Source organism: Thioalkalicoccus limnaeus (assembly GCF_041197575.1).
Taxonomy (GTDB): domain Bacteria; phylum Pseudomonadota; class Gammaproteobacteria; order Chromatiales; family Chromatiaceae; genus Thioalkalicoccus; species Thioalkalicoccus limnaeus.
In genome coordinates this window covers 1-20,120 of the sequence record NZ_JBDKXB010000026.1, presented here as the reverse complement: position 1 = coordinate 20,120, position 20,120 = coordinate 1, and the positions used below count along the sequence as shown (strand labels likewise).

The following is a 20,120-nucleotide window of genomic DNA, read 5'->3' as shown; positions in this document are numbered from 1 at the left end:
AACTGATGACGCGATAGACAGTCCGACCCAATGATCCGCTTCACCAAGATGCATGGCCTGGGCAATGACTTCGTCGTGCTCGATGGCCTGCGCCAGACGCTCGAACCCTCACCGGAGTGGATCCGGATGCTGGCTGACCGCCACTTCGGCATCGGCTGCGACCAGGTCCTGATCGTCGAACAGCCCCGCGCGCAGGGGACGGATTTCCACTATCGGATCTTCAACGCCGATGGCGGCGAGGTCGGACAATGCGGCAACGGCGCTCGTTGTTTCGCCCGTTTCGTCCGCGACCAGGGGCTGACCGACAAAGACCGGATCCGCGTTGGCACCGCGGCGGGTGTCATTGAATTGACACTGCTCGCCGATGGTCGGGTCCACGTCGACATGGGCCGGCCCCAGTTCGACCCACGTCGGATCCCTTTCTTGGCCCAGGCGCGAGCCAACGCGTATGTGCTCGGTCTCGCCACCGGAAACCTGGCGATCGGTGTCGTGGGGCTCGGCAACCCTCACGCGGTGACGCTCGTCGATGACCTCGATCGGGCCCCGATCGAACGACTCGGACCGCTGATCGTGGCACATCAGGATTTCCCCGAGGGGGTCAATGCCGGCTTCATGCAGGTGCTCGCCACGGATCGCGCCCGGCTGCGCGTCTTCGAGCGCGGCGTCGGCGAGACGCTCGCATGCGGGTCCGGCGCCTGCGCCGCCGTCGTCTGCGGCCGCCAGTGGGGTCTGCTCGGCGAGCGGGTGCAGATCGAGCTCCCCGGCGGCGAGCTGACCATCGAATGGCCGGGCGGCGATACCTCCATCGGGATGATCGGACCGGCGACCCGGGTTTTCGACGGCGAACTCGCGTCATGAGCCGCGGGCGAGCGACGCGAAGCAGCACCAGCCGGCCACTCGACGCCGAGGCGGTCGCCACCTATCTGAGCGGACACCCGGAGTTCTTCCTCGAACGGCCAGAACTGGTCTTGCACCTGCGGATCCCGCATCCAACAGGTGCGGCGGTGTCGCTGATCGAACACCAGGTCGCGGTCCTGCGCGAACGCCTCGAGCGCGAGCAGCGTCGTCTGGCACATCTGATCGCGCGCGCGCATGACTACGAGGAAGTCTCGGACCGGCTGCACACACTGACCTTGCGGCTGATCGCAGCACGCGACATCGACCGGGTCCGAGCCGTCCTCGACGAGGATTTGCGGAGCGCGTTTCGCGCCGATGCGGTGGCCTTGAAGCTGTTCCCACTCGATCCGGATCTGGCCCAGCAGGACCCGCTGACCCAGTCCTTCCTCGAATTCGTCGACCGACCTCACGCGCTGTGCGGGCCGCTCGATGCCGACAAGAATCAGGTGCTGTTCGCCGATCGAGGGGACACCCTCGCGTGTGCCGCCTTGATCCCGATTCATGCCGAACCGCACTTCGGTGTACTGGCAATCGGCAGCGGCAATCCGGAGCGTTTCCGAGCGGACCGCGCCACGGACCTGCTCGATCGAGTCGGCCAAATCGTCAGTCAACGGCTCCTGGCCCTGGCCCATGCCTGACGCGGGCGCGCCCGATTCATTCGAGCCGTTCCTTGCGCATCTCGCACACGAGCGCCGCGCCTCGCCGCTGACGGTCGCCAGTTACCGGCGCGACCTGTGCCGCATTCAGTCCTGGTGCCAAGATCAGGGAATCGAGCGCTGGTCCGATCTCGATGACCTGGCGGTCCGCCGGTACGTCGCGTGGCGCCACCGCCGCGGTGCTGGCGGCAAGACCCTGCAACGCGAGTTGTCGGCGTTGCGTAGCCTGTTTCGGTTCCTGCTGCGCGAACGGCTCATCGGCCGCAACCCGGCGGTCGGCGTGCGCGCCCCGAAGACCGTGCGGCGGCTGCCCGCGACGCTCGATGCCGACCAGCTTGGCGCGCTGCTCGACGACGACAGCGATGACGGCCCCCTGGCGACCCGGGACACCGCGATCGTCGAGCTCTTCTACTCCTCGGGGTTGCGGCTGGCCGAGCTCGTGGCCGTCGATCTCACCGACCTCGATTTGGTCGATGGGCTGGTCACCGTCATCGGCAAAGGCTCACGAACGCGCCGCGTGCCAGTCGGCGCCAAGGCGCGCGATGCGTTGCGTCAATGGCTGCTGATACGCGGTACGCTCGCCGACCCCGGCGAAACCGCGCTGTTCGTCAGCCGCCGCGGTGGCCGCATCCACCGCCGCACCGTCGAACAGCGACTCGCCCGCTGGGGGCGAACCCGGGGCGCCGGCCGCGATCTCCACCCCCATCTGCTGCGCCATTCGTTTGCGACCCATCTGCTCGAATCGTCCGGCGACTTGCGCGGGGTCCAGGAGTTGCTCGGCCATGCCGATATCGCAACGACGCAAATCTATACGCACATGGACTTCCAGCATTTGGCCCAGGTCTACGATCAAACCCACCCGCGCGCGAAGAAAAAGCCCTGATGCAAAGCCACGCTCGCCGCGGTTGACGCGCCCGGGTCAGGTCCATACAGTGCCGCGAGCATGACATCAGACGATCGGAGCGACCATGCTGCAGACAGGCGATCAGGCCCCGCTGTTTTCCCTGCTCGACGCCGACCTGGAACGTGTGGACTTGTCACGTTTTCTGGGCCAACGGCGGGTCGTGCTCTACTTCTACCCGCGCGATGATACGCCCGGCTGCACCCTCGAGGCCCTCGAATTCACGGACCTGCATCCCGACTACGAGGCGCTGGGAACCGAGATCCTCGGTATCAGCCGTGACAGCTGCGTCAGCCACGGCGCCTTTCGCGACAAACACGGGATCAGCGTGCGGCTGCTGGCCGACCTCGACGGCGAGGTCTGCGAGGCTTACGGTGTCTGGCGCGTCAAGGAAGCCCATGGTGACCGGCGGATGGGGATCCTTCGCTCGACCTTCATCATCACCCCGGACGGGCGGATCCGTCACGCGCTGTACGACGTCAAGCCACGTGGCCACGCGGGTCAGGTGCTCGATCTGGTGCGAGCTCTGCCACCCGATGCGGCGATATCATCGGCCGCGACGTGAGCCTGCGCCAGCTGATCCTCGTCTTCCTGCTCGTCTTCGGCCTCACGCCGCTGCTGTTCGCGCTCCTGTTCAACCTGCCGCTGATCCTCGACCGCACGACACTTTTCTATCAGAAGGCCTACCTGGAGAATCTGCGCGCCGACTTCCGTGATCTCGACCAGCACCTGGCCAGCCGCCACGAGATGATCCGCCTGTTGGCGAAACTGCCGGAGCCCGGGCTGATCCTCGGCATCGCCGGTGACGACGAGGATATCGACCTCTCGCGTGCGCGCTATACGGCCTGGATCAACCAGATCCTGGCCGATCAGCACGACGTCGTGCACCTCCTGTTCCTGACCGATGAAGGCCGGGACCGCTTTTGGCTCGCCCGGGACATGCTCAGTCAACAGTGGCGCCCGACACCCCACCCCCCATCGGCCCCCGACGACCGCTTCATCGAGGCCGGCTTGCGCGTACAACCGGGCAGCGTCCTCGTCAGCCGGATCCGCATCGATCCGCGCGCCGGGGCCGAGGACCCGCGCCAACTGCTGAATCTGGACCTGATCAGCCCGATCGGCGCTGGCGTCGGCACCGACCCGACCCAGCCGCCGATCGGTGTCGTCGTCCTGCGGATCGACGTCGGCGGCCTTGCGCAATATTATCGCGACACTTGGTGGGTCAATCAGGACGGCAGCTACCTGCGGCCGGGCCAACCGCCGCGCGACCGCCCAGCGGCCTTCGATGACTTCCCCGGCCTGGCCGAGATCTTCGCCGCGGGCAAGCTGGCCTTGTGGCGCGGCGACCAGGGACCGCCATGGCTCTGGGTGCCGATGTTCCTGACCGAGGATGCCACCCCGCTGTGGGTCGGACGCCCGGTCGACCCCTCGCCGATCGATCGCTTCCGCGACGAAATGATCCTGCGCGTCCTCAGCATCGTGCTGGTCCTGGTCGGCGTCGTCATGATCCTGGCCCGGTGGATCGCGGCCCGAGCCGAGCGGTTCGGTCACGAACTGACCGGCGGGATCGGGCGCATCCTCCGCGACGGCGAGCCATTGCGCTTCGACTGGCGGGGTCCGCGCGAGATCCGGCAGCTCGGCGAACAGCTGACGGCACTGGCCGGCACTCACGCCGAGCACCTGCGCGCCGCTCGCACCTACACGCGCGAGATCGAACGCTCGTATCGCTACAAGAGCGAATTCCTCGCGAACATCAGCCACGAGCTGCGTACACCGCTGAATTCGATCCTGTTGCTCTCGAAGCTCCTCGCCGACCGCCAGTCCGGTCTCGACCCGGAACAGCAACGCCAAGCCCAGGTCATCCACGAGGCCGGTTGCGATCTGCGCGCGATGATCGACAGCATCCTCGACATCTCGCTGATCGAAGCCGGCCGGGTCCGCATCGAGGCCGATTGGATCGAGCTCGGGGCGCTGGTCGAGGAACTGCTCGTGCTCGTGGCGCCGCAGTTCGCCGCAAAGGACCTCGCCCTGCGCTTCGAGCCAGGCGATCTAGGCCCTGCTTGGGTCTTCAGCGACCGCGACAAGCTCCGCCAGATCCTGAAGAACTTCCTGTCGAACGCGGCCAAGTTCACCGACCGCGGCGAGGTCGTGGTCGCCATCGAGACGAGCGAGGACCGTGACCGGCCGATCGCGATTCGGGTCTCCGATACCGGCATCGGCATCCCGCCGAGCAAGCAGGAGATCATCTTCGAGGCCTTTCAGCAGGCCGACGGTTCGACGCGTCGACGCTACGGAGGCACTGGGCTCGGGTTGTCGATCAGTCGCGAACTGGCCCACCTGCTCGGCGGCCGCATTCGGGTGCGCAGTGCCGCCGGCGAAGGGGCCTCGTTCACCCTCGACCTGCCGCGCGAGCTGGACCTGGAAGGCGCGCGGACGCCGCCCCCGCCGGACGAGCCCGCGGCACCCGAGCAACCGGACGGCGAGGAGCAAACCGCGGATGCGCGCGACGCGGACCTCGAGGCGCGCTGGGTCCTGGTCGTCGAGCGGGATGTCGACAATCTGGTGGCCGTGACGGCCGCGCTCGAGGATTTGGGGCTGCGCTTACAGACCGCACCCGACACCGACGAGGCCATCGAGACCCTGCGCGACGACGGCGATTGCTCGCTGATCCTGCTCGCGGCCCTCCTGTCGCCGAGCGCCACCTGTGATAGCATCAAGGCGATACGCGATACCTTGACCAGCCAGCAAACCCCGATCCTGATCATGGGCGATCGAACGACCGAGTCGTGGCGGGCGGCCTGCACCGATGCCGGCGCCGTCGGCCTGCTGGTCAAGCCGATCGCGCCGGGGGCCTTACAAACACGGCTGCGGCGCCTCTTGCGCCGCCGCGCGACCAAGCCCGGGCGAGCGGTGCTCCGAGCCGGCGCGCGCGAGTCATGAAACAACGATGTCCTCTACCAATCCCGGCAACGCGCATCCTGTCGCGGGCCACGCGATGAGCCGCTCGCCCGAAACACGAATCAGCCGCGTGAAATGACGAATCCGACATGAGTCGCTACCCAGGCTTCAAACTCCTGATCGTCGACGATCACGCCCACAACCTGTTCACACTGAGGACGTTGATCCACAAGCACATGGACGTCGCGATCCTCGAGGCGACCTCGGGCCATGCCGCGATCGACCTGACGCTCGAACACCCGGACATCGACCTGATCATCCTCGATGTCCAGATGCCCGGCATGGACGGATTCCAGACCGCGTCGCTGCTGAAGCTGCGCAAGCGCAGCCGTGATATTCCGATCATCTTCGTCACGGCGGCCTTCAAATCCGAGGAGTTCCAGCAGCGCGGCTACGCGGTCGGCGCCGTCGACTACCTGCTGAAGCCGATCGAAGACAACCAGTTGCTGAACAAGATCAGCACCTACTTCCGCCTGATCGAGAAGGAACGCAACCTGAATCGCGAGCTCGAGCGACAGGTCGCCGAACGAACCGCCGAACTGGACCGCGCCCATCAGTCATTGGCCAACATCATCCGTTACATGGGCGAGGCGCTGCTGGTCCTGACCCCGGAGGGGACCATCAAGATGGTCAATCCCGCCGCCTGCGAGATGCTTCAGTACCCGGAATCGGACCTGCTCGGCATGAACATCGGTGACGTCTTCGAGGAAGAAGCCGACGAGCAGGCCGGCGCCTTCATGGGAATCTGGCTCGAGGCACTGATCCGCACCGGCGCCTTGAAGCAGATCGCCGCCCGCTTCATCGCACAAGACGGCCGCCGGGTGCCGATCCTCTTTTCGCGTACCGCGATCAAGGACCCTGGTGGGCAGATCACGGATATCATTTGCATTGCCAAGAACATGACCGGCTACACGCGCATCGATGACGCCCCGACGGCACCGCCGGCGCGGCCGGTCGCACAATGACCCGCCTGGAGGACGCCGACGATGACCGACTCGCCCGCCATGCCGCCGCAAGACGAACACGAGGCCACGGTCCTGACCGCCAATGCGCTGAAGGCCATGGCCCACCCGTTGCGCTGGAAGATCCTCTGCTCCCTCGGCGAGCGAGAACTGTCGGTCGGTGAGATCGTCGAGCGCACCGGGACCTCGCAGAGCAACATCTCGCAGCACCTGGAACAGTTGCGCAACAAGAACATCCTGGTCGCCCGCAAGGAGGCCAACCGCATCTTCTATCGGATCCGCAATCACCAGTTGTTGGAGCTGATCGGGATCATGCGCGAGGTACTCTGCCCGGCCAATCTCGATGACCGCTATCCCAATGGCTGACCCCACCGAGGCCCCCATGCTCGATCCCACCCACTGGTTCACGGAGATCCTGGCCAAAGACGGCAGCGCCTTCTCGCTCGAGATCCGCGGGAAGCGCCACGAGGAACAAACCCCGTTTCAAACGATCGCGATCTACGAGACCACCCGTTTCGGGAACTTGATGGTCATCGACGGCTGCACGATGCTGAGCCAGCGCGACAACTTCCTCTACCACGAGATGATGGCCCACCCGGCCCTGTTCACGCACCCGCGACCACGGCGGGTCGCGATCATCGGTGGCGGCGACTGCGGGACCTTGCGCGAGGTCCTCAAGCACCCGAGCGTGACCGAAGCCGTCCAGATCGACATCGATGAACGGGTGACCCGGCTGGCCGAGGAGTATTTCCCGGAGCTTACCGCCAGCAACCGTGACCCGCGCGCGCGACTCTTGTTCGACGATGGCATCGCCTGGGTCCGGGCGGCCCCGGCCGGCGAGCTGGACCTGATCATCGTCGACAGCACCGACCCGGTCGGCCCCGCCGAAGGTCTGTTCACGGCGGCCTTCTACGCCGACTGCCATCGCGCGCTCGGCCCTGGCGGACTGCTGATCCAACAGAGCGAATCGCCGCTGTTCGATGACCAGCTGATCGCGGCCATGCATGGCGCGATGCGCCAGTCGGGCTTCGCCGATGCGCGAACCCTGTTCTTCCCGCAGCCGATCTACCCGTCCGGGTGGTGGAGCGCGACCATGGCCTGCAAAGATGGCCCCATCGCCGGATTTCGCGAGGAAGACGTCGAGAATCGCCCCTTCGAGACCCGCTACTACAACGCCGACATCCACCGTGGCGCCTTCGCGCTACCCGAATACCTGCGTCACGCCTTATCGGGCGGCGACCGGACGTCAGGCCAGCGCTAGGCGCGGCCGGGACGGCAGGGCCGGCCGCGCCCGCGTCAATGCCGCATCCTGTTCTTCGATTCACTTAATTGGTGTTCGCGATGCCCACACCCACCGAACTGAGCCTGCACCGCCAGTCCCGCGTGCTAGAGGTCCGCTTCGACGATGGCAGCCATTTCCAGCTGCCTTGCGAGTTCCTGCGCGTCTTCTCGCCATCGGCCGATGTCCAGGGCCACGGACCCGGTCAACGGGTGTTGCAGGTCGGCAAGGAGCGCGTGAACATCGACCGGATCGAACCGGTCGGGCATTACGCGGTCCGTCTGCACTTCGACGACCAGCACAACACGGGTATCTATTCCTGGGACTACCTCTATCAGATCGCGACGCACCAGCAGGCCCTGTGGCAGGAGTACCTCGCCGAACTCGAGCGGACCGGAACGACGCGCAGACCGCTCGATGGTTGACAGGACGGGCGGCACATCCCGCCGCGTCGGCCCCTGACAGATCGGCATTCAGTCGCGTATCATGTCGGCTTCGCAACCATTCGCGTGCCGATCTGGCGCGCCGGCCCAGAACCAGTCCGATGGAAATGTTACACGGAACCACGATCCTCTCGGTGCGACGCGGCGGACGGGTCGTGATTGGTGGCGATGGTCAGGTATCGCTTGGCCAGACCGTCATGAAGAGCAACGCGCGCAAGGTCCGAAGATTGTATAAGGACCGGATCCTCGCCGGGTTCGCCGGCGCGACCGCGGACGCCTTCACGCTGTTCGAGCGCTTCGAGGGCAAACTGGAGAAACACCAGGGCAACCTGACCCGAGCGGCGGTCGAACTGGCGAAGGACTGGCGGACCGACCGCATGCTGCGCCGGCTCGAGGCCCTGCTGTGCATCGCCGACGTCAATGTGTCCCTGATCATCTCGGGCACCGGCGATGTGGTCGAGCCCGAACACTCGCTGATGGCGGTCGGGTCCGGCGGTCCTTACGCCCAGGCCGCGGCGCGCGCCCTGCTCGAGAACACCGACCTCAGTGCCAGCGAGATCGTCGAGCGGGCGCTCGGCATCGCCGCCGACATCTGCGTCTATACCAACCACAATCTGGTCTTGGAGGAATTGGTCGCCGAAGGCTGAGGGCCGCGACGGGCGGATCGCCGCCCGCTGCCGGACCATCGCCGGGCGACCCGAAGGTCGTCGCTTCCGTTGAGCCGAACCCCTGGATGCCTGCATGTCGAATATCACACCGCAACGGATCGTCGCAGAACTGAACAAACACATCGTCGGTCAGGACGAAGCCAAACGCGCCGTCGCCATCGCGCTGCGCAATCGCTGGCGCCGCGCCCAGATCGACGAGCCGATGCGCTCCGAGATCACGCCGAAGAACATCCTGATGATCGGGCCGACCGGTGTCGGCAAGACCGAGATCGCGCGCCGCCTGGCGCGGCTCGCCAATGCGCCCTTCATCAAGATCGAAGCCACCAAGTTCACCGAGGTCGGCTATGTCGGGCGGGATGTCGAGTCGATCATCCGCGATCTGGCCGACATCGCCGTCAAGATGGTCCGCGAGCAGGAGATGGAGAAGCTGGCCGGGACGGCCGAGGCCGCCGCCGAGGAACGGGTTCTCGATATCCTGCTGCCGCCCCCGACGAGTTTCGAGCAGGACAGCCAGAGCAAACCGGTCGCGGCCGCCACTCGGGAGAAGCTGCGCGAACGGTTGCGCGCCGGCGCGCTCGACGACCGCGAGGTCGAGGTTCAGGTCAGCGCAGCCCCGCTCGGGGTCGAGATCATGGCCCCGCCCGGCATGGAGGAGATGACCAATCAGCTCCAGAACCTGTTCCAGGACATGGGCCGCGGCCGCACCAAGCGGCGCAAGCTGAAGATCCGCGAGGCCTTGAAGGTGCTGCGCGACGAGGAGGCGGCCAAGCGCCTCAACGAGGAAGACATCAAGCTGCGTGCCGTGAACCTGGTCGAGCAGACCGGGATCGTCTTTCTCGACGAGATCGACAAGGTCACGCGCCGGACGGAGCACATGGGCGGGGCCGACGTCTCGCGCGAAGGGGTGCAACGGGATCTGCTGCCGCTCGTCGAAGGGACGACCGTCTCGACCAAATACGGCATGATCCGCACCGATCACGTGCTCTTTATCGCCTCGGGCGCCTTCCATCTCGCCAAGCCATCGGATCTGATCCCGGAGTTGCAAGGCCGTCTGCCGATCCGCGTCGAGCTCAAAGCGCTGACCACCGAGGACTTCGTGCGCATCCTGACCGAACCCGACGCCTCGCTGACCGACCAATACCGGGCCTTGCTCGGCACCGAAGGTGTCGGTCTCGAGTTCGCCGAAGACGGCATTCGGCGGATCGCCGAGATCGCCTGGCAGGTCAACGAGCGCACCGAGAACATCGGCGCCCGTCGGCTGCATACGGTCATGGAACGGCTCCTGGAAGACGTCTCGTTCAACGCATCCGATCTCGACCGGGTCACGATCCAGGTCACCGCGGCCTATGTCGATCAGAACCTGTCGCAACTCGTCGCCGACGAGGATCTGTCGCGCTACATCCTGTGACCGCCACCTAACCAGCTGATCGCGATAGCCACCATGATCATGACCCTGCTCCTTGTCGGCGCCGCCTATCTGCTCGGCTCGGTGTCCAGCGCGATCATCGTGTGCCGCCTGATGGGCCTGCCGGACCCACGCACCGAGGGCTCGAACAACCCGGGCGCGACCAATGTGCTGCGTATCGGCGGCAAGAAGGCCGCGGCGATCACGCTGCTCGGCGACAGCCTCAAGGGGCTGCTGCCGATGCTGGTCGGTCACCTGTTCGGGGTCGGCCCGGAGGGCCTCGCGCTGATCGGGGTCGCGGCCTTCGTCGGGCACCTGTACCCGGTGTTCTTCGGCTTTCGCGGCGGCAAGGGCGTGGCCACGGCGCTCGGCGTGCAGATTGGTCTCTATTGGCCAATCGGCCTGACGGTCGCCGCCATCTGGCTGTTCATCGCCAAGGTGATGCGGATCTCATCGCTGTCGGCCCTGATCTCGATGGCCCTGGCACCCGTGATCGTCTGGCTCTTCTGGCCCGAGCCCGCGCTGGTGGCCGCCCAGATCCTGATCAGCCTGCTGCTGTTCTGGCGCCATCGCAGCAACATCCGCAAGCTCCTCGACGGGACGGAAGGACGCCTGGGTCTCGATTCGACACGACAGGAGAACTGAAGCGGGCGCGCGGAACGATGGCGGCAACGCCGCCCGATCTGCGGGAGGTCGACGTCCGCGTCAGGACATCGCCAACCGCGGGCAGCGCTAGCGCACGCGCACGAGGCGCACGCAACCCGGTTGGTGCTTCAGACCGTAGTTGATACAGCCGTTGGAAAAATAGACCAGCCAGGCATAGCTCGGGTCGGAGGCGTCTGGGGACGCGGACCAGAAGCTCGCGCTCGGCGCGCCCGGAAAGGCATCGCGGTCGAGCGTCGGGCGCTCGAAATCCCCGTGGCACTCCTCGCCGGTGTCGTTCCAGACGCGCGGGCGCCCGCTGGTGCAGCAAATCAACGACCGCAGTTCCTCGATCGTCGGCACGCGCCAATCGGCGTGACCGGCATAGCCCCCGCTGCGCCCGAAGCGTTCCGCGGCAGTGAGCGCAGCCGACCACGGCAATCGCTCGGCTTGCCCCTTGCAGGTCTGGTTCTGCCACACCTGGCCCAAGGCGCAGCGCATCCACTGAAGGCCGGTCATGACATCGACCAGGGTCCCGTTGCCGAGATCCTGATAACGGCCAGCCAGCAGCGGGGCCTGCCCCGGAGTGACCTGGATCCGCCGCGCGCTCGCCGCGGCGACGGCGGGTTCGACCGGCAGGCCAAGCGCCAACATCCAGGATTCGACCGCCCACGCGGCGAAGGGCTCGGCGATCCCGAGGTGATCGTACAGGCGGCGCACCAGACGGGCCTGTACCAGGGCCGGCGGGACCCCGGCGGCCGACGACAGCAGATCGCGCGGCACCTGATCCCTGAGGGCCGCCATCAGGACCGCGATCTCGCGCTTGTGGGTCCCGCAATGATCCTTCAGTAGGGCCTCGCAACGGCGTGGATCTTCGCACAGCGACCGCCCATGATAGAGGATCAGGTCCCTGAGCGTCTGGCGCGGCAAGCCGTTCATTCGGATTCGGCCCCCTCTGCGGCCCCGGGATCGCGGATTGCCGCGGCATCGATCGCCCGATCGATGTCCCGACGACAGGCCAGCGCAACCGTGATGTCGTCGCCACTGCCGAACTCGGACGCCTCGCTCAGCCAACCCTTCAATTGCGACTGAACCGGATCCAGACCCTCGTCGCGGATCATCGCCCAAAGATCTCGCGCCACCTGCCGGAAACCGCCCTCGTCCCGGAACGAGTTCGCATAGCCATCGGTCGCGGCGAGGATCAGGGCCGGCGGGACCCCGGCCAGGGTCTGAAAGGTCACCCGGGCCTCCTTCCAAGCCTGATGCGAACAGAGCGAGGTCGTCTCGTTGCCGATCAGTCGCTCGTCCGGTGGTAGCGGCCGGTCGACCTGCCCCTCGTCGGACACGGTCAGAATGTCACCATCGCCGAGCTGCAGGAAGAAGACGAAGGTCGGGGCAATGGCCACCGTCAACAGCGTCGTGCCATAGGCGAGCCAAGGATTGGCATCGAGCGCCCGCCGGCCCGCCAGGTCCAACGCGGCCAATTCGGCCTCGGTAATCGGATAACGCGCCAACGACTGCTCGACGCGTTCGCGCCAGGAACGCACTAGCTCCACCGGCAACTGCTCCTCGGCCCAACGCTTGATCTGCGTGAGGCTCGCCGGTTCGTGCAGGCGCCGCGCCAGGCGCCGCGCACTCGCAACGGCCAACTTGGCGCCGACTTGACTGCGAAAACACCGGGCACTCCCATGGCCATCGGCCAGGGCCAGGATCAATGCCTGCCCACCCGGCGCGCGGACGATCCGCACCGCATCCTGATTCGGCAAGCCAGAACGCCGGTGCGCGGCACCGCGGACGCTGGCCTGGAGGGTCCGCCACGCGGTCACGGACGGTCATCACCAGACATCATCGACCTTCTCGCGGTCGGTCTCGACCGGCGTCGCCGGAATCGGCACGTTGAGGCCGGCCGGCACATCGCCAGCCTGGCTGGCCGGCGACGAGGCCGATTTCAGCACCGCGGTCGACACCCATTTGATGTGGCGCACCAAGGCCTCCGGATTGTTCGCCTGCAACGGCTTCAGCTCGGGATGGCCGATAAACTGTTGTAACACCTCGGTGTCGGCATCCTCGCCGATCGCGATCGCGATACGCACCGCCTTCCGGCCCCAGGGTTCGGCCATCAAGGCCTGCAGGCCGGCATTGAAGTCGTCGGTCGGCTGACCGTCGGAGATCAGCACCAGAACGGGTGGCAAGGCCCGATCGGTCATCGGTGGGATGCGCAATTGCTCGGCGACCATGTTCAGCGCATAGCCGAGGTCGGTCACACCGTGGGCCGTCAGATCGACCCATTTGAAATCCGCGACCGGCGTCGGCGCCGCGACATGCCACTCCGCCCCGCTCGAGAAGCGCAGCGCGCGAACCAGCACCTCGGCGTTCGGGTTGTCGTCGGCGACCGCACGCATGTGCGGCAGGGCCTCACGGATCGCGTTGTTGAGCGCTTGGATCTTGCCATCCGTGGACATGGACCCCGAGCGATCGGTGATCCAGATGAAATGCAGCGGGCGGGTCGCCAACTCGCCGCCGGGACGTATCGCCATAAGGAAACTCCTCGGATCAATTGCGGATTTCACCGGCGAGGTAGCCGAAATCGACCTTGACACCGGCGGTCAATGTCAGGCTGCGCCCCGGTTCGACCTCGCGCGTCGAACCATCGGGCGCGGTCATGACCCAGGTCGCCGTCGAGCGGTTGTTCAGACCCCAGATGTCCGGGTGCCGCGGATGCCGCTGCACCACGGCCAAGGGTTCGCCGAAGTCATAACGACGCTGATCATCGAGATGATGGGCGTACAGCCGAGTGTCATGGTTCAGCGCGACCAGGGTGCGCCCGATGCGCAACCGAAAGGGCCGCATCAACGGCTGCCGGCACGCCCAGCAGGCTCCGGTCTCGTCATCGCCGGCTTCGGGCCCTTCGTCATCGAAGAAGTGCTCCGCGCCGCACTGGCCGCAGTAGTAGATCGCATCGCGCAACTGACTCAGCGCGGCGCGCCATTCGCTCTCGCGAACACGTTCATGCGGATCGTTCAAACCGATGGTGAAGGCCCGCACGAAGAGATCGCGCAGGAACTTAGGGTACAGCGGCCAGAACTCGAGGGCGTTATCGTGCAGGCCTGGAACCGGGCGGTTGCGATTGTCCTGCGGATCGAAGATGAACAGGGGCTCGGCGCCGTAGAGCCGGTTCATCGCGGGCAGATCGAAGCACTTGATCTCGGCCTCGCGTTGCCCCTCGAGTGGGTGGTGGATGTGGAACAGATAAAACAGCAGCACCGAGAGCGAGAACAGGTCGGTCTGGGTACTCGGCGCCGCCTCCCCGCGCACGACCTCCGGCGCGATGAAGCGTGGCGTGCCGAGGACGCCGGTGTCGATGGCCGCATCGATCGCGACGTTGTCGTTGTCGCAGACCTGGATAGCACCGGAGTCCGGGTCGAAGAAGACGTTGCCGAACGAGATGTCGCGATAGCACAGGCCCTGTGCATGGAGATCGAGGAACGACTGTGTCAAGTGCAATCCCGCGGTCGCGAGACATCGGAACGAGGGTTCGATACGCCGCTTCATCAGATCCACGAGCCCCTTGTAGCGGGGTTCGCGTAACGGCATCAGGTAGCCGAATCCCGGCACCTCATCGCAATGGGCGAGTTCAAGCGGCCACAAAAAAGGGTTGCTCGGTGGCCCCTTGCGAATCAAGGTCTCGAGATTGTTGCGCTGCGCGGCCGTCGCCTGTTCCGGAAAATACCATTTGAGCGCCAGGGTTTGCCCGTTGGTCACGGCGCGGTAGACCTCACCCTGCCCTCCCCCGCCAAGAAAGGCCTCTATGACACAAGGGTGACCGGAGGCAGACTGCACGGTGGTGCCGAGTTGCAGCAATTGGTGCATGAGGTGTTCCCGTCGCGACTGGTCGTTCTGTTCGTACGGCCCCCTTGTGCGCTCGGGTCCACGACAGCGCCCGCCACGCCGACATCAACCCGACTGGCCGGAGGCTTTTTGCTTCCAGCCAGGACTATACCGTCGTAGTGCCTCTTTGGCCACCGGACCGAAGCACCGCCCCCAAGAAACAGATCTATACGGGAGGCGAGGGACTAGGACCGCACGCTGTGCAGGAAATGCAGGCGCCGTTGCTGCCGCCCACCCCGCGGCCTGAACAGGCGCGCTGCCCTCGAGCATCGACAGGCGCCAGTGCGAAGCCGAAGCCGCCTTTCTTTTTGAGGCCAAGTACAATCGCGGCCAGGGCCAGGGGGAGGCGGAATGCGCCTGATCGAGAGACCTTCCTGTCCCCATGATCTCCGGACACAAGTGAAGGCAACGATATGAACAAAAAAACATCAATTATACTGGGGCTTTGCGTTGCGTGCCTGGCGAGCCATTCGGTTACCGGCCAGCAACTTCCCGCTGTCAATCTGGGCTTCACCAGTTTTCTCGACGGTGCGCCTCCATCCGGCCCGGGCTGGTACGCCCAGCTCTACCTGCAAGCTTACCGCGACGGCCGGCTCAAGGATGGGGATGGCAGGGATGTGCGATTACCGACAGTGGAAGGCCTGAAGAAGGCCGAGGTAGACGTCAACGTCGCGCTGGCCCAGGTCATCTATCAGTCTGACCAGCCGCTGTTGTTCGAGGGCAAGTGGGGCATCAACCTGATGCTGCCCTTCGCGGATTTCGATCTGAAGCCCGACGACAACTTCGTCCTCTCGACCAACAGTGGCGTCGGGGATCTGCTCATCGGTCCCTACCTGCAGTGGGACCCCATCATGGGGCCGAATGGCCCAAGGTTCGTGCACCGCATCGAGTTCCAGATGATCTTGCCGACCGGAGAATACGACAGCAAGCGTGCGCTCAACCCGGGCAGCAACTTCTTCTCCTTCAACCCCTATTGGGCCGCCACCGCCTTCTTGACGCCGGAATGGACGCTATCCTGGCGCCTGCACTACCTCTGGAACGCTGAAAACAATGACCCCTGGGTCCCGTTGGGCGCCAACGACAGCCAGGCCGGACAAGCCATCCACGTCAACTTCGCCAGCGCTTACGAAATCCTCCCCCAGCGCCTGCGGCTCGGCCTCAATGGCTACTACCTGAAACAAATCACCGATGCCAAGGTGGACGGCAATCGGCTGCCGGACAGCAAGGAACAGGTGCTCGGCATCGGGCCGGGACTCGTCTATCACTTCTCACGACACAATCACCTCTTCTTCAACGCCTACTGGGAGACCGAAGCCGAAAACCGGCCCGAGGGCTCGCGCTTCAACCTGCGCTTCGTGCATCACTTCCATTGACCAACACGACCGGGGGCTCGCGAAGCACCCGGTCACACAACACCGTCCGGTTCACGTCGGGGCTCAGGGGCTGGGGGCGGGCGGCCTTGGTGCCGAGCGCCGACGTCGGCAAACGGCGCAGTCCCTCCCCGAGATCGATCCGCCCATCTTGTTCATCTGCCCGCTGAGCAGCCGCTCCGACCCAGCTTACGCATCCCACCACCTCGCGTTGCCGGCGAGGCGGGTGCGGGCATGGCTACCCGGCAGAAGGAGAGACCGCCGGAGCCGTTTCGTTTGCGGTCCGGCAAGAAGACGCGAACCAGGGATGTGACTTTTCGAGACGTGAACACCTTCCCCTGCTCCCAGTGCCCCGTGATCGCTTGCCGTGGCGCCGGCCCGATGGCAGAGTAAGGCCATGACTTCGAGCGTTGCACTCTACGAAGCCCTGACCAGCGCCCCGGACGAGCGCGCGCGGGCGCGCGTCATCGCCGAGGCCTTCGAACGCTTGGAAGAGCGCTATCCCCATCTGCCGGAATTGGCGACCCAGGGTCATGTGCGCGAGAGCGAGCTGCGCTTGCAGAAGGAGATCGAGCGGGTCCGCGCCGAGCTCAAGCTGGACATCGAGCAGATCCGTGCCGAGATCGAACAGGTCCGCGCCGAGCTCAAGCTGGATATCGAGCAGGTCCGCGGTGCGTTGCGTGAGACCGAGTTGCGGCTGCTCAAGGAGATCGAGCAGGTGCGCGGCGAGGTCGCGCGCACCAAGGTCGATCTGCTCAAGTGGATCGTGCCGCTGATGTTCGCCCAAGTCGCCGCGATCGCGGCCCTCGTCAAGCTGCTCTGAGCCGCCCGCTGGGCGTTCGTCCGCGCGCGGAACGGACGCTGGTTGCCCGCTCTACCAGCGCGACGGGGAGCCGCGTGGGGAGAGAGACGCGATGGTACCCGGCAAAAGGAGAGCCCGCCGAAGCGCTGGCCTTTGCGGTCGGGTCAGGAGAAGGGAGCCAAGGATGTTACTTTTCGAGACCTGACCCCGCCTCCGGGCAGCCAGCTTAAACTATTGTCCGGTTTTCGAGGCCCAATACAGAGCCCGAAACGAGCAAAGGACAAAACCTGACCCCCTCCTCCCTCCGGCTTTTTCTTCATGACCTTGCTATCATTCAGACGTCTATCTGACTTGGGGCCTAAAGCGCGATGAATGCCGTCCTCGACCATGACGCCTCGCTCGAATATTTGGATGGCCGGATCACCGTTCACCCAGACATCTGCAATGGCCATCCGACCATCCGGGGCATGCGGATCACCGCCGAGACGGTTCTCGGCTTTCTGAGCGCGGGAGAATCCCGCGACGAGATCTTGCGCCAGTATCCCTCGCTCGAGCCGGCAGACATCGATGCTTGCCTGCGCTTTGCCGCTCACTTGATGGCCCGTCGCTATACGCTGCGTGATGTCGCCTGATGCCGCGTTTCCTAATCGATGTCAACCTCCCGTATCGTCTCGCTTTGTGGTCGGGTGGCGACTGTTCGCACATGCGCGATCTCGGTGAAACCTGGACGGACACTCAGATTTGGGAGTACGCTCGTGAGCGCGACATGGTGATCGTGTCGAAAGATACCGACTTCTCGGATCGAATCGTGGTGAGTTCTCCACCGCCACGGGTCATTCACATTCGTATCGGGAACATGCGGATGCGAGACTTCCACGGCCTGCTAACCCGAATGTGGCCGCAAGCCATCGCGTTGAGCACAGGTAACCGCTTAGTTCGGATTTACCAAGACCGCATCGAGACGATCGAATGACCGCGAAAGATCGATAGGGCTGCACGTCTGCGCGGATTGCACCGTTTGTCCTCGTGGATTTCAAGATCCCCGAGCCCCAAGCATCGCCCTACCGTTCGGGGAGCACCCGGCCCATTCAAAACCCCGAGCCCGCGCAAGCCCCAACCTGAATCCCCTGCCGGACTGCCGGGTCGAGCCCGGATGGCTACAACGCGAGACCCCGAGCTTCCGGATCCCGAACGGCGCGGGGAGAGACGGGATGGTGCCAGGCACAAGGAGAGACCGCCGAAGCGGTCGCCTTTGCGGTCGGGTCAGGAGAAGGTAGCCAGGGAGGTTACTTTTCGAGACCTGACCCCGCCCCCGGGCAGCCAGCTTAAACTATTGTCCGGTTCTCGAGGCCCAATACAGAGCCCGAAACGAGCAAAAGACAAGACCTGACCCCTCCTCCCGCACGAAATGTTGCATTTCAAGACCTGACCCCATTCCCAGACCTGATCATTTGCCTACGCCTTCTTGCCGGCTGCGACCCCGCCAAGCCGCTGAACCGAGTAAAGGCTGATCAGCGGGTCATCGGTCATCAACAGCAGCGGCTCGGTTTGCGCCTGGACGATCAGCAGGCGGTCAAACGGATCGCGATGGTGAACCGGCAAGTGACGGACGGCAGCGGCATGGACGGCGGAAATCGGCAGCTCGCGAAAGCCGGTTTCCAGTGCCGCGCGATGGATCGCATCAGGCTCCACGTCGAAATCCGGGCGGTCGAGGGCGCGTTTAATCGCGATCTCCCAGATATTGACGGCACTGAAGAAGATCCGATGATCGGGTGATTCGAGCACGTCCCTGCATGCTGCATCGAGTTGCGCGGGCCGCAACAAGGCCCACAGCAGGATGTGGGTGTCGGTCAGCACCCGCATCAGCGGCCCTCGACGGCGTCGATGAAGTCAACCGGGGTCTCCGGGATCGACGGTGCCTGTTCGTCAGGCAGCTTGAAGCAGCCTTCTAGCCGACCGAGCACGCGCCGCTGCGGTGCCTCACCGACCAACACCAGGCGCACGACCGGCTTGCCGGCGCGGGCGATGACGGCCTCGCCACCGGCCTCCACCTGTTCGATGAGCCGGGACAAGTGTGACTTGGCCTCGTGGATGTTGAACTGGGTTTGCATGGTTAGTCTCCGGTTAGCTAACTGAAGGATAAACGTGCACGGCCGACGCGACAAGGGTCGAGGCACGGTCGGGGTCAGGGAGACTCGCACAGCTTCTCGTACCCGGCCGGATCATCGGGGCACACGCCGAGGCCGCACTCGGGTCCACGCCGCTCACGGGCGCAGTGCCGGAATCGGATCGACGTTGGAGGCCTGCACGGCCGGGTAGAAGCCGAAGCCAAGCCTCGGCACAAAGGTGTGCTGACGAAGAAGCTCCAGCCGGCGAAATGGGCCACGTGCGTATTCCACGCCGAAGCGTCCGCAACCGCGCCGGATCGGCATCTTTGCTGTCGAGGCTATCGGTTGTCGATGGCGGTTTAGGCATGTTGCGAACCCCGAACCCTTCGTAAGGTCCGCTGTGCGGAACGAAGCCCTTAGCGCCTGAACGAGAACCCGCCGACCACACTCTCCGATGAAAACAGACCACTCCGTCTATCTCTTCCTCTCCGCCGGCGCCGAAGCCTTCCCCCCTCCTCCCTCGGGCGCCTTGCCGTGGCGCCGGCCCGATGGCAGAGTAATACCATGAGTTCGAGCGTTGCACTCTACGAAGCCCTGACCATGGCTCCCGACGATCGCGCACGGGCGCGTGTCATCGCCGAGGCCTTCGAGCGCTTGGAAGAACGCTATCCGCATCTTCCGGAATTGGCGACCCAGGGTCACGTGCGCGAGAGCGAGCTGCGCTTGCAGAAGGAAATCGAGCAGGTCCGTGCTGAGATCGAGCAGGTCCGCGCCGAGCTGAAGCTCGACATCGAACAGGTTCGCGCGGAGGTCGAGAAGGTCCGTGCCGAGCTCAAGCTGGACATCGAGCAGGTCCGCGGTGCGTTGCGCGAAAGCGAGCTGCGCCTGCAAAAGGGGATCGAGCAGGTCCGTGCCGAGCTCAAGCTCGACATCGAGCAGGTGCGCGGCGAGGTGGCGCGCACCAAGGTCGATCTTCTCAAGTGGATCGTGCCGCTGATGTTCGCCCAAGTCGCCGCGATCGCGGCCCTGGTGAAACTGCTCTGAGCCGCCCGCTGGGCGTTCGTCCGCGCGCGGGACGGACGCTGGTTGCCCGCTCTACCAGCGCGACGGGGAGCCGCGTGGGGAGAGAGACGCGATGGTA

General features: G+C 65.2%; 24 protein-coding genes. 17 read left to right on the top strand and 7 right to left on the bottom strand.

Annotated features, from left to right (window positions below; translation table 11 throughout):
* Positions 1 to 30: 30 nt before the first annotated feature.
* The 12 genes from dapF to plsY all read left to right on the top strand — a co-directional run bounded on the left by dapF (position 31) and on the right by plsY (position 10,814).
* Positions 31 to 858 (top strand): diaminopimelate epimerase, encoded by an 828-nt coding sequence (gene dapF / locus ABC977_RS15020; protein ID WP_369668089.1) that lies wholly within the window; start codon positions 31 to 33, stop codon positions 856 to 858.
* Positions 855 to 1,535 carry a DUF484 family protein gene (locus ABC977_RS15015; RefSeq protein ID WP_369668088.1) on the top strand — a complete coding sequence of 227 codons (681 nt, stop codon included), beginning with the start codon at positions 855 to 857 and terminating at the stop codon, positions 1,533 to 1,535. The genes dapF and ABC977_RS15015 overlap by 4 nt, the downstream gene beginning before the upstream one ends.
* Positions 1,528 to 2,436, top strand: a complete 909-nt coding sequence (xerC, locus tag ABC977_RS15010; protein WP_369668087.1) for a tyrosine recombinase XerC — start codon at positions 1,528 to 1,530, stop codon at positions 2,434 to 2,436. Before ABC977_RS15015 ends, xerC begins: the two co-directional genes overlap by 8 nt.
* A gap of 85 nt (positions 2,437 to 2,521) precedes the next feature.
* Positions 2,522 to 3,019 (top strand): peroxiredoxin, encoded by a 498-nt coding sequence (locus tag ABC977_RS15005; protein ID WP_369668086.1) that lies wholly within the window; start codon positions 2,522 to 2,524, stop codon positions 3,017 to 3,019.
* On the top strand, positions 3,016 to 5,394 hold the full coding sequence (locus ABC977_RS15000) for an ATP-binding response regulator (protein WP_369668085.1): 2,379 nt from the start codon (positions 3,016 to 3,018) through the stop codon (positions 5,392 to 5,394). The genes ABC977_RS15005 and ABC977_RS15000 overlap by 4 nt, the downstream gene beginning before the upstream one ends.
* A gap of 107 nt (positions 5,395 to 5,501) precedes the next feature.
* The gene (locus ABC977_RS14995; RefSeq protein ID WP_369668084.1) at positions 5,502 to 6,377 is read left to right on the top strand and encodes a response regulator; all 876 of its coding nucleotides are present in this window, start codon (positions 5,502 to 5,504) and stop codon (positions 6,375 to 6,377) included.
* Positions 6,378 to 6,398: 21 nt separating this feature from the next.
* Entirely contained in the window at positions 6,399 to 6,740 is a 342-nt protein-coding gene (locus ABC977_RS14990) for an ArsR/SmtB family transcription factor (protein WP_369668083.1), read from the top strand.
* A 16-nt stretch (positions 6,741 to 6,756) separates the two neighbouring features.
* Positions 6,757 to 7,635 carry a polyamine aminopropyltransferase gene (gene speE, locus ABC977_RS14985; RefSeq protein WP_369668082.1) on the top strand — a complete coding sequence of 293 codons (879 nt, stop codon included), beginning with the start codon at positions 6,757 to 6,759 and terminating at the stop codon, positions 7,633 to 7,635.
* 80 nt (positions 7,636 to 7,715) lie between these two features.
* The gene (locus ABC977_RS14980) at positions 7,716 to 8,078 is read left to right on the top strand and encodes a gamma-butyrobetaine hydroxylase family protein (RefSeq protein WP_369668081.1); all 363 of its coding nucleotides are present in this window, start codon (positions 7,716 to 7,718) and stop codon (positions 8,076 to 8,078) included.
* A gap of 119 nt (positions 8,079 to 8,197) precedes the next feature.
* Entirely contained in the window at positions 8,198 to 8,743 is a 546-nt protein-coding gene (hslV, locus tag ABC977_RS14975) for an ATP-dependent protease subunit HslV (RefSeq protein ID WP_369668080.1), read from the top strand.
* Between the two features lie 94 nt (positions 8,744 to 8,837).
* Positions 8,838 to 10,172: an ATP-dependent protease ATPase subunit HslU gene (gene hslU, locus ABC977_RS14970; protein WP_369668079.1), complete on the top strand. Its 1,335-nt coding sequence runs from the start codon at positions 8,838 to 8,840 to the stop codon at positions 10,170 to 10,172.
* Between the two features lie 33 nt (positions 10,173 to 10,205).
* The gene (gene plsY, locus ABC977_RS14965; protein ID WP_369668078.1) at positions 10,206 to 10,814 is read left to right on the top strand and encodes a glycerol-3-phosphate 1-O-acyltransferase PlsY; all 609 of its coding nucleotides are present in this window, start codon (positions 10,206 to 10,208) and stop codon (positions 10,812 to 10,814) included.
* 87 nt (positions 10,815 to 10,901) lie between these two features.
* On the opposite strand, the gene ABC977_RS14960 is transcribed toward plsY, so the two are convergent.
* Genes ABC977_RS14960 through ABC977_RS14945 form a run of 4 tightly spaced genes read right to left on the bottom strand, consistent with a single transcriptional unit; the run spans position 10,902 to position 14,681 of the window.
* Complete coding sequence (locus tag ABC977_RS14960; protein WP_369668077.1) at positions 10,902 to 11,750, bottom strand: Lcl C-terminal domain-containing protein; 849 nt, start codon at positions 11,748 to 11,750, stop codon at positions 10,902 to 10,904.
* Positions 11,747 to 12,637 carry a PP2C family serine/threonine-protein phosphatase gene (locus tag ABC977_RS14955; RefSeq protein WP_369668076.1) on the bottom strand — a complete coding sequence of 297 codons (891 nt, stop codon included), beginning with the start codon at positions 12,635 to 12,637 and terminating at the stop codon, positions 11,747 to 11,749. The genes ABC977_RS14960 and ABC977_RS14955 overlap by 4 nt, the downstream gene beginning before the upstream one ends.
* Positions 12,638 to 12,646: 9 nt before the next feature.
* Positions 12,647 to 13,348, bottom strand: coding sequence for a vWA domain-containing protein (locus tag ABC977_RS14950; protein WP_369668075.1), 702 nt, complete (start codon positions 13,346 to 13,348; stop codon positions 12,647 to 12,649).
* Between the two features lie 16 nt (positions 13,349 to 13,364).
* Positions 13,365 to 14,681, bottom strand: a complete 1,317-nt coding sequence (locus ABC977_RS14945; protein ID WP_369668074.1) for a protein kinase domain-containing protein — start codon at positions 14,679 to 14,681, stop codon at positions 13,365 to 13,367.
* Between the two features lie 431 nt (positions 14,682 to 15,112).
* Between ABC977_RS14945 and ABC977_RS14940 the strand changes: the two genes are divergently transcribed.
* The 4 genes from ABC977_RS14940 to ABC977_RS14925 all read left to right on the top strand — a co-directional run bounded on the left by ABC977_RS14940 (position 15,113) and on the right by ABC977_RS14925 (position 17,844).
* Complete coding sequence (locus tag ABC977_RS14940; RefSeq protein ID WP_369668073.1) at positions 15,113 to 16,072, top strand: SphA family protein; 960 nt, start codon at positions 15,113 to 15,115, stop codon at positions 16,070 to 16,072.
* A gap of 394 nt (positions 16,073 to 16,466) precedes the next feature.
* Positions 16,467 to 16,892 carry a coiled-coil domain-containing protein gene (locus ABC977_RS14935; protein ID WP_369668072.1) on the top strand — a complete coding sequence of 142 codons (426 nt, stop codon included), beginning with the start codon at positions 16,467 to 16,469 and terminating at the stop codon, positions 16,890 to 16,892.
* 347 nt (positions 16,893 to 17,239) lie between these two features.
* Positions 17,240 to 17,503 (top strand): DUF433 domain-containing protein, encoded by a 264-nt coding sequence (locus tag ABC977_RS14930; protein WP_369668071.1) that lies wholly within the window; start codon positions 17,240 to 17,242, stop codon positions 17,501 to 17,503.
* A complete protein-coding gene (locus tag ABC977_RS14925; RefSeq protein ID WP_369668070.1) occupies positions 17,503 to 17,844 on the top strand; it encodes a DUF5615 family PIN-like protein in 342 nt (113 codons plus the stop codon). Before ABC977_RS14930 ends, ABC977_RS14925 begins: the two co-directional genes overlap by 1 nt.
* Before the next feature lie 482 nt (positions 17,845 to 18,326).
* On the opposite strand, the gene ABC977_RS14920 is transcribed toward ABC977_RS14925, so the two are convergent.
* The 3 genes from ABC977_RS14920 to ABC977_RS14910 all read right to left on the bottom strand — a co-directional run bounded on the left by ABC977_RS14920 (position 18,327) and on the right by ABC977_RS14910 (position 19,303).
* Positions 18,327 to 18,734 carry a type II toxin-antitoxin system VapC family toxin gene (locus ABC977_RS14920; RefSeq protein WP_369668069.1) on the bottom strand — a complete coding sequence of 136 codons (408 nt, stop codon included), beginning with the start codon at positions 18,732 to 18,734 and terminating at the stop codon, positions 18,327 to 18,329.
* Positions 18,734 to 18,982, bottom strand: coding sequence for a type II toxin-antitoxin system Phd/YefM family antitoxin (locus ABC977_RS14915; protein WP_369668068.1), 249 nt, complete (start codon positions 18,980 to 18,982; stop codon positions 18,734 to 18,736). The genes ABC977_RS14920 and ABC977_RS14915 overlap by 1 nt, the downstream gene beginning before the upstream one ends.
* 153 nt (positions 18,983 to 19,135) lie before the next feature.
* Complete coding sequence (locus ABC977_RS14910) at positions 19,136 to 19,303, bottom strand: hypothetical protein (protein ID WP_369668067.1); 168 nt, start codon at positions 19,301 to 19,303, stop codon at positions 19,136 to 19,138.
* 240 nt (positions 19,304 to 19,543) lie between these two features.
* Between ABC977_RS14910 and ABC977_RS14905 the strand changes: the two genes are divergently transcribed.
* The gene (locus ABC977_RS14905; RefSeq protein WP_369668066.1) at positions 19,544 to 20,023 is read left to right on the top strand and encodes a coiled-coil domain-containing protein; all 480 of its coding nucleotides are present in this window, start codon (positions 19,544 to 19,546) and stop codon (positions 20,021 to 20,023) included.
* Positions 20,024 to 20,120: the final 97 nt, after the last annotated feature.

Bases quoted from the DNA above. Each gene is read 5' to 3' on its own strand.
- dapF (WP_369668089.1), top strand. From the start codon at position 31: ATGATCCGCTTCACCAAGATGCATGGCCTGGGCAATGACTTCGTCGTG.
- ABC977_RS15015 (WP_369668088.1), top strand. From the start codon at position 855: ATGAGCCGCGGGCGAGCGACGCGAAGCAGCACCAGCCGGCCACTCGAC.
- xerC (WP_369668087.1), top strand. From the start codon at position 1,528: ATGCCTGACGCGGGCGCGCCCGATTCATTCGAGCCGTTCCTTGCGCAT.
- ABC977_RS15005 (WP_369668086.1), top strand. From the start codon at position 2,522: ATGCTGCAGACAGGCGATCAGGCCCCGCTGTTTTCCCTGCTCGACGCC.
- ABC977_RS14995 (WP_369668084.1), top strand. From the start codon at position 5,502: ATGAGTCGCTACCCAGGCTTCAAACTCCTGATCGTCGACGATCACGCC.
- ABC977_RS14990 (WP_369668083.1), top strand. From the start codon at position 6,399: ATGACCGACTCGCCCGCCATGCCGCCGCAAGACGAACACGAGGCCACG.
- speE (WP_369668082.1), top strand. From the start codon at position 6,757: ATGCTCGATCCCACCCACTGGTTCACGGAGATCCTGGCCAAAGACGGC.
- ABC977_RS14980 (WP_369668081.1), top strand. From the start codon at position 7,716: ATGCCCACACCCACCGAACTGAGCCTGCACCGCCAGTCCCGCGTGCTA.
- hslV (WP_369668080.1), top strand. From the start codon at position 8,198: ATGGAAATGTTACACGGAACCACGATCCTCTCGGTGCGACGCGGCGGA.
- hslU (WP_369668079.1), top strand. From the start codon at position 8,838: ATGTCGAATATCACACCGCAACGGATCGTCGCAGAACTGAACAAACAC.
- plsY (WP_369668078.1), top strand. From the start codon at position 10,206: ATGATCATGACCCTGCTCCTTGTCGGCGCCGCCTATCTGCTCGGCTCG.
- ABC977_RS14960 (WP_369668077.1), bottom strand. From the start codon at position 11,750: ATGAACGGCTTGCCGCGCCAGACGCTCAGGGACCTGATCCTCTATCAT.
- ABC977_RS14950 (WP_369668075.1), bottom strand. From the start codon at position 13,348: ATGGCGATACGTCCCGGCGGCGAGTTGGCGACCCGCCCGCTGCATTTC.
- ABC977_RS14945 (WP_369668074.1), bottom strand. From the start codon at position 14,681: ATGCACCAATTGCTGCAACTCGGCACCACCGTGCAGTCTGCCTCCGGT.
- ABC977_RS14940 (WP_369668073.1), top strand. From the start codon at position 15,113: ATGAACAAAAAAACATCAATTATACTGGGGCTTTGCGTTGCGTGCCTG.
- ABC977_RS14935 (WP_369668072.1), top strand. From the start codon at position 16,467: ATGACTTCGAGCGTTGCACTCTACGAAGCCCTGACCAGCGCCCCGGAC.
- ABC977_RS14930 (WP_369668071.1), top strand. From the start codon at position 17,240: ATGAATGCCGTCCTCGACCATGACGCCTCGCTCGAATATTTGGATGGC.
- ABC977_RS14925 (WP_369668070.1), top strand. From the start codon at position 17,503: ATGCCGCGTTTCCTAATCGATGTCAACCTCCCGTATCGTCTCGCTTTG.
- ABC977_RS14920 (WP_369668069.1), bottom strand. From the start codon at position 18,734: ATGCGGGTGCTGACCGACACCCACATCCTGCTGTGGGCCTTGTTGCGG.
- ABC977_RS14915 (WP_369668068.1), bottom strand. From the start codon at position 18,982: ATGCAAACCCAGTTCAACATCCACGAGGCCAAGTCACACTTGTCCCGG.
- ABC977_RS14910 (WP_369668067.1), bottom strand. From the start codon at position 19,303: ATGCCGATCCGGCGCGGTTGCGGACGCTTCGGCGTGGAATACGCACGT.
- ABC977_RS14905 (WP_369668066.1), top strand. From the start codon at position 19,544: ATGAGTTCGAGCGTTGCACTCTACGAAGCCCTGACCATGGCTCCCGAC.